This window comes from Solemya elarraichensis gill symbiont (genome assembly GCF_002021095.1).
Lineage (GTDB): Bacteria > Pseudomonadota > Gammaproteobacteria > Chromatiales > Chromatiaceae.
Window position 1 is genome coordinate 1 of the sequence record NZ_MPRK01000093.1, and the last position, 6,587, is coordinate 6,587.

The 6,587-nt window shown below is 46.6% G+C and carries 7 protein-coding genes; 4 read left to right on the forward strand and 3 right to left on the reverse strand.

Features of this window, described 5'->3' with window-relative positions; genetic code table 11:
• A partial coding sequence (locus BOW51_RS06010) for a TatD family nuclease-associated radical SAM protein (RefSeq protein ID WP_078476909.1) occupies positions 1-500 on the forward strand: 500 nt, incomplete at its 5' end.
• 13 nt (positions 501-513) lie between these two features.
• Here the strand turns inward: BOW51_RS06010 and BOW51_RS06015 are convergent.
• A complete protein-coding gene (locus BOW51_RS06015; RefSeq protein ID WP_167367251.1) occupies positions 514-1,329 on the reverse strand; it encodes a nickel-binding protein in 816 nt (271 codons plus the stop codon).
• 254 nt (positions 1,330-1,583) lie between these two features.
• Between BOW51_RS06015 and BOW51_RS06020 the strand changes: the two genes are divergently transcribed.
• Positions 1,584-2,147, forward strand: coding sequence for a YSC84-related protein (locus tag BOW51_RS06020; protein WP_078476911.1), 564 nt, complete (start codon positions 1,584-1,586; stop codon positions 2,145-2,147).
• A 174-nt stretch (positions 2,148-2,321) separates the two neighbouring features.
• Here BOW51_RS06020 and BOW51_RS06025 read toward each other — a convergent pair whose 3' ends face one another.
• The gene (locus tag BOW51_RS06025) at positions 2,322-2,756 is read right to left on the reverse strand and encodes a hypothetical protein (protein WP_078476912.1); all 435 of its coding nucleotides are present in this window, start codon (positions 2,754-2,756) and stop codon (positions 2,322-2,324) included.
• A 346-nt stretch (positions 2,757-3,102) separates the two neighbouring features.
• Here BOW51_RS06025 and BOW51_RS06030 point away from each other — a divergent pair, with 346 nt between their 5' ends.
• A complete protein-coding gene (locus tag BOW51_RS06030) occupies positions 3,103-3,933 on the forward strand; it encodes a glycosyltransferase (RefSeq protein WP_167367252.1) in 831 nt (276 codons plus the stop codon).
• 112 nt (positions 3,934-4,045) lie between these two features.
• Here BOW51_RS06030 and BOW51_RS06035 read toward each other — a convergent pair whose 3' ends face one another.
• Complete coding sequence (locus BOW51_RS06035; protein WP_078476914.1) at positions 4,046-5,365, reverse strand: NDP-hexose 2,3-dehydratase family protein; 1,320 nt, start codon at positions 5,363-5,365, stop codon at positions 4,046-4,048.
• Positions 5,366-5,881: 516 nt separating this feature from the next.
• On the opposite strand from BOW51_RS06035, the gene BOW51_RS06040 reads away from it, so the two are divergent.
• On the forward strand, positions 5,882-6,587 hold a 706-nt coding region (locus BOW51_RS06040), incomplete at its 3' end, for an N-formylglutamate amidohydrolase (RefSeq protein ID WP_078476915.1).

The following is a 6,587-nucleotide window of genomic DNA, read 5'->3' on the forward strand; positions in this document are numbered from 1 at the left end:
TTTTCCTTTGGCGCTGGCGCACGTCAGAAAAACAGTCTCGCCTAGTGGCTACCGGGGACTACGCGCCTTCGATTCTCTCTCCTTGGCGCGCAGCGATTGTTTTTTGTGGCCTCGGTGAACCGACCCAGCGTCTTGATGTGCTGCTGGAAATCGCTGCGTACGTCAAACAATACGATATTCCGGTCCTGATCAATACGGATGGCCTTGCCAACCTCCTCTACCATTATGATGTGACGCCGGAGATGGCTGCAGTTGTAGAGAAGCTGTCGATCTCGATGAATGCCCAAAATGAAGAGATATACATCCGGCACACCAGGCCGAAACTGGATGGTGCATTTGATGCCATGCTCGATTTCACTGCTTGCGCAAAGAGAGCCGGGATGCAAGTTTCATTGACTGCAATCGCTGGACTGGAGGGCGTCGATATTGACGCATGCAGGCAAATTGCCGAAAGGATTGGTGTCGATTTCCGTCGCAGGGTACTGGATGAGGTGGGTTAAGCAGCAAAACCACCTAGCAAATTGCGGAATAAATCTGCACCGCCTGCTCAAATCCTTTTGGTGTCACCCCTCCTTGTGACTCAAATGCTACCGGGCCATCGCCGTAAAGCTCCCTGACATTTTCCGCAATCAGTACTTGGCCCGGTTCTGCATGAGAGCAGAGTCGGGCAGCCAACTGAACTGATGTACCAAACAGGTCGCCGTGCTCCTCTATCGGTTCACCGGCACTCAGGCCAATACGCAAGAAGAGCCCATCCTCGGGATTCTCTTCATTGTGCGAATCGAACGCCTTTTGAATGGACACGGCACATTCAACAGATTTGGGAACAGAACTGAAAGATGCCATGATTCCGTCACCGGTATGTTTCACTTCATGGCCATCGTGTTCTCTCAGTTCATTACGAGTCAGTGCATTATGCACATGCAAAAGATGGAGCGCCCTGGTATCGCCATGCAAAGTCGTCATCAAAGTTGAATCTTTCAGGTCGGTAAACATGATGACCCGAAACGCACTGTCTATCTCGGGCTCGGATGATGTGTTTATCGGCACCGGATCTTCCACCCTGCCCAGGAAAGCCTGGACAACTCCCGGGTCGACCTCAATTATTTCATGCGGGACTGAGCCATGCGCTTCATCATGCGCTGATTGAATCGCCGCCTTATTTGGCGCATCTACCAGGCAGAAGGCTGAACAGCGCGCCTCATCAAACCAGTAGGTGAGAAACTTGACGTGATGCTTGTCCTGGATCTGCAGATCCTTCTCATGCGCATCCGCGATGGCACTTCTTTTGGCATCTTCAATAAAGTGCCTGTCCATATATATTGGCATGCAAGGTCTCCGCATTATTTGATCGAGTCCCTATCAAGGATAGGAGATATTTAACATTTCTGTGCCAGAAAAGAGCAAAACCCTGTAGTTACTCCAATATTAGTAAATAAGGATATGGGATTGGCATAGAGACAATAAGCGCTTTACCACGCATTTTTCAAAGTAGCATGGTTCTTCAAGTGTGCTACTTTATGTGTAAACCTAATTCATAATGAATGGTCTAATAATTACCAAGAGATAGGAGAGATAAAAAAATGAAAAAAATTGCATATCTTATTATCGGTCTGATTTTATTCCTCCCGACAACCAATGCTTTCGCAGACAAATATCAAGACACGATCGGTGTGTTTAAAAATGCCGTTGAAAGCAGTAAATACTTCAACAAAAGTTATGGCTACGCAGTCTTCCCAACGATTGGCAAGGGAGGAATTGGCATAGGTGGCGCTTATGGCAAGGGTCGCGTCTATAAGCAAGGGGCTTATGTTGGTAATACTGATGTCACTCAACTCACAATCGGTTTTCAATTGGGTGGACAGGCATACAGCCAGATGATTTTCTTCCAGGATCAACGTGCCTTCAATGAGTTCACCAGTGGTAACTTTGAATTCGGTGCCCAGGCTACAGCTGTCGCGATCACGGCAGGCGCTTCTGCTGCGGCAACAACCACAGGAACATCTACAGGACTCAGCGGCGGACAACACGACGCCACAACGACTGGCCATTACCACAAGGGCATGGCAACTTTTACAGTTGCGAAAGGTGGCCTGATGTATGAAGCCAGTATCGGCGGACAGAAATTTACCTATTCGCCAAAGTAAAATAGCGTAGCGATAGCTCCGTAAGATCAAGCCGGTCATAACTCAAAAGAAGATGGCCGGCTTGAGTATCCCGGATTGTTTTATATGACTTGAAAGATGCTACACGCCGACAAAAATTATGCCTTGATGTCACATTTTAACGGTGAGTGACGCGCAAAGGTGATAGCGGGCACCTTAAAGGGATTTCAGCTTATACCAACTATCGACAAACATGTCAGCAATGACCTGGAGCGGTGATCTCGGTTCAATTTTCATCGATAGCCTCTGCACCACATCATGTGGAAGGTGATCGATAACACTTCGGATCAGTCTTTCCTTATCTTCGTGATCCGGGGTGAATGTCGAGGCTGCACCCGAGTCATCAGTATCCTCATAGCGGGCAATTCGGTATCCGGTTGAGTCAACCAGAATGCGGCAGTAGAAATTGTCGCCGTCGGATATATGAATATCGCCGTTAGGCGCCAATTTCGGCTCCAGTTCGGCCAAGTCCTTCATCAACTCCTCGGTGAGGCGCCTGGCATGCGCTGCGCGTCGGGCGCTTTCAGCTTTATGCCTGACAGTCTCGACCTCGGCTTGCTCTTTCCGAATTGTGTCAATTAACAGACTCATTTGCTGCTTCTCCTGCTAATACATATACAGCTTTCGTCACATCGACAGTAGATGACTATCTCTGTGGCAACTGTTGCAGGTCTCTACTTATATTTTAAACCAAATATGGGTTATCTGAGGAACAGTGCCTTTATACCTTTAATCTGAGACAATAATCATGTGAATCAGGCTGCAGAGAAGCCGCTTTAGATCGCAATAGATTTTTTTGCTATGTATTGAATATTATTATGACATCAAACGAAATATTTCCACTGGTTACCATTGCTCTCCCGGCCTTTCGCCAAGAAGCTTACATAGCACAGGCGATAGACAGCCTGTTAAACCAGACCTACCCTAATCTGAAATTTTGATTTCAGATGATGCATCCCCTGACGGAACTTTCGACAAAATCAAGGAAAGACTGCAGGACTATAATGGCAGTCACAAGGTCATTGTGAACCGTAATCCCAATAACCTTGGCATAAGTCATTACAACAAGTTAATGGCTTTGTCATCCGGGGAGCTGATTGTCATTGCTCATGGTGACGATATTAGTATGCCGGACAGAGTTTCCACTATCGTCAGTGCCTGGCAAGAAAGTGGGGCAAGTCTGATCGCGAGTAATGCAATTCACTTTGTAGACCCTACCGTGACGAACCTGAAACAGGCGCCTGAACCTTGGCGAATGTTTGATTCTGAAATTCTGCCCGACAACAGCCTGCTCTCTCAGGCCATGAATGGTCGAGGCAAGAATATCACCGGGGCTACCCTCGCCTGGACCCGTGATGTATTCGATATTTTTGGTGATTTTGATCCCAATCGATCGGCGGTAACAACCGATTGGATACTGCCTTTCAGGGCAGCATTACTTAATGGTGTTCACTATATTGATAGTCCGCTACTTAATGTCAGACAACATTCTGATCAGAAATTTAGAGTCTGGATTGCATTCTCTGATAATGAGGGGGCACAAGCCGAAAGTTTCTTTGGCAATCGTTTGATGCAGCGTCATTACATGCTGGAAACCCTCGGCCTGGCGGCAAAAAAGAGACTCATAAGAAAAGACGTTTACGAAAAAGCAAACTCGTTATTAATTCAGGCAATTCTTCTAAACACTGGCAGGTGGAGCAATATCAGAAATGGTTTACTGAACCAGAAAATGCGACCCGTATGGACGCCAATCGAATCAGATCAATAGCTGAAGGCCAGGCAATGCCAGTCAAACTGGTTTAGTAGAAAATGATTACTTATAACTATTATATGTTTCCAATCAAGGCAGGTAATTAAGTACGTGCATATTCTCCTGCCACTCATTTCAAGCCAAGCAGGAGAGATGCTATACAGCGAAGTTGAATGGAACAACAGTTTGAGAGATTTAGTAGTTTCTTGAGTTCGCTTACCCGGGTCCAGTAATAGCTCGATGAATCAATCCCATCAAATTCTTGAGTGCCGTCGATCAAAATTATCTCGTAACTGTTGATATCTCTATAAAACCGGCCACCCTCCTCCGATTCAGTGGTACTGAGAATTAATTGACCAGCCTCTGAATCAAGGTAATCATCAAAGCGTTCTTCATGTTCATCAGCATTTTCTCCGGGGTAACGTAGAAAGCTAGGGAATACTGCGGAACCCGTTGCCAGCCCTGCTTCGTTGTGTACATCTAACAGCAATTCCAGTAAACCATCACGAATCCGGCAAACCAGGACAAAACGTCCTTGAGAATGGCTGTTAATCAATGGCTGCTGCCACTGTTCGACCTCCCTTCCCGGTGCTTCTACATGAAACATTTCAACAGAGAACCCCTGGTCCGAATTAACATCACTCCATTTCTCGTCAGAAAACTGCCAATTCTCCAGTTGCTCAAGATTACACAAGCAAACAGGTAGAGAGAAAGATGCTATTTTCGAGGTTATTTCACCCATCACTGACCCGCGTACAGGAGTGTCCAGACTGGCACGAAGAAATGAAAGTAATGTGCTGGAACCCACATCATACGTGTTCAATACATCTCCCCAAGGCATGACTGAAATCATTGAGCGCAGGTCCGTATCCAGCAGCAGGCTCTCAGTAACAGCTTCCGGAATCACCGATGTAGGCAGCCAATAATAATTTTCATGGGGAATGACTTCCCTGTTTGCACGAATATAGCTAAGACGCTTCGTTTTATGAATATAGCGCTCACCAAGGTCGAGTTGTGTCGACTCGGATATGGATTGACCACCAGGCTGGTAAGAGAAGAAATCCTTTAGGTATGGTGTCGATCGACCGCCATGTAATCGTTGGTAATTGGCTGGGGTAGACTGAACTGTCGGACCAAACTGTGCCATTCCCTCATTGCCTGGTTCCGTACGGGCCTGGATCAGGAAGCTGGCTTCACCGTCAACACTGGATTCAAGTAATCCATTAAACGCGGACTGAGGCTGGTACAGGTAAATACGGTTAACGGGCCTTTCATTCACACTACCAACGCCGACGAAATCAAAATAGCCATGGGATTTATGTTTGAAGGCTCCCTCGTTAAAATCCCATGCCTCGCATTCACTAAACAGTATATTTCGGATAGAAAAACCACCCTTCCGCATTTCCAGTACAGTCTTCATATCCGAAATAGAAGATAACTTTTGTTGCATAACACTCTCATTACTCAGTCAGATCAGTGAATGATTCACGATCTATGGCTATCTTCTATGACTCAACATGCCAAGTCGAAGACGTTTCTGAACTTATGGTTAATCATATCACTCATCAAATTCACTTCGTATTCGTTGGCAAAATATTAGGTTCCTTAAGATGCACTAACAGATTAAAAATTCATATGAACAAGGCAAGTAGCGCAGCCGATTGCTGATAATATAAAAGGGGCTTTTAGCAGGCCCTTTTTCAATTATGCGTGGTTAACCCATTTGATCCATTATTTAAATTTAATGGAGACGATGTACTCCACACCTATAAACATCCGTATATAAACCCGTATTACCGCCTTTCTCTCATTACCTAAATGAGTCTAATTGTCAGCTATTAGGAATGATAAAGATTACCTATACTATTAATGAATAGAGAGAATTATTGACCAAGGGCAAACGAAACCGCCCAATGGCTGGCCATGCAATGCCTAATCATCCGGACCAGCCCTAAAAGGAACCGGTATGCACGATAATAAAATCTGGATAGAACACTCCGGCGATAGCCCGCTCATGGCAACAGCCATTCATGCCGGACACAAAGTCCGTCGCGAGCTGCTACCGCTGCTTGCCCTGAGCGATTCTGATCGTGCCCACGAAGACGACCCTTATACAGACTACTTGGCCAAAGTGGTGCCTACCTGGCTGGTTCCTGACCATTCGCGCTTTGAAGTAGACCTGAACCGACCTCGCGATGAAGCAGTCTACACGAGTCCGGAAATGGCCTGGGGACTTCACTTGTGGAAAGAGCCGCCGGGTGAGGAGATGATAAACCGCTCCTTGGATGAGTATGACGACTTCTACGCAGAGTTAAGACTCCTGCTGGACAAACTGGTGGCACACTTCGGCCACATCGTCGTGTTTGATCTGCATGCATACAACTACCGGCGTGCAGGCCCGGAGGGACCACCTGCCGACCCTACCGGCAATCCGGAAGTGAACGTGGGAACAGGCACGATGATAGATCGAGAACGTTGCCTGCCGATTATTATGCGTTTTATTTCAGATCTGCATGCTTACGATTTCCTGGGCCGACATCTTGATGTGCGTGAAAACGTCAAGTTCAAGGGCCGACAACTGGCCGGATGGATTCATCAAAACTATCCCGACAGCATCTGTGTGCTCTCGGTTGAGTTCAAGAAGTTCTACATGGACGAATGGACGAATGGAC

Bases quoted from the DNA above. Each gene is read 5' to 3' on its own strand.
- BOW51_RS06015 (WP_167367251.1), bottom strand. From the start codon at position 1,329: ATGCCAATATATATGGACAGGCACTTTATTGAAGATGCCAAAAGAAGT.
- BOW51_RS06020 (WP_078476911.1), top strand. From the start codon at position 1,584: ATGAAAAAAATTGCATATCTTATTATCGGTCTGATTTTATTCCTCCCG.
- BOW51_RS06025 (WP_078476912.1), bottom strand. From the start codon at position 2,756: ATGAGTCTGTTAATTGACACAATTCGGAAAGAGCAAGCCGAGGTCGAG.
- BOW51_RS06035 (WP_078476914.1), bottom strand. From the start codon at position 5,365: ATGCAACAAAAGTTATCTTCTATTTCGGATATGAAGACTGTACTGGAA.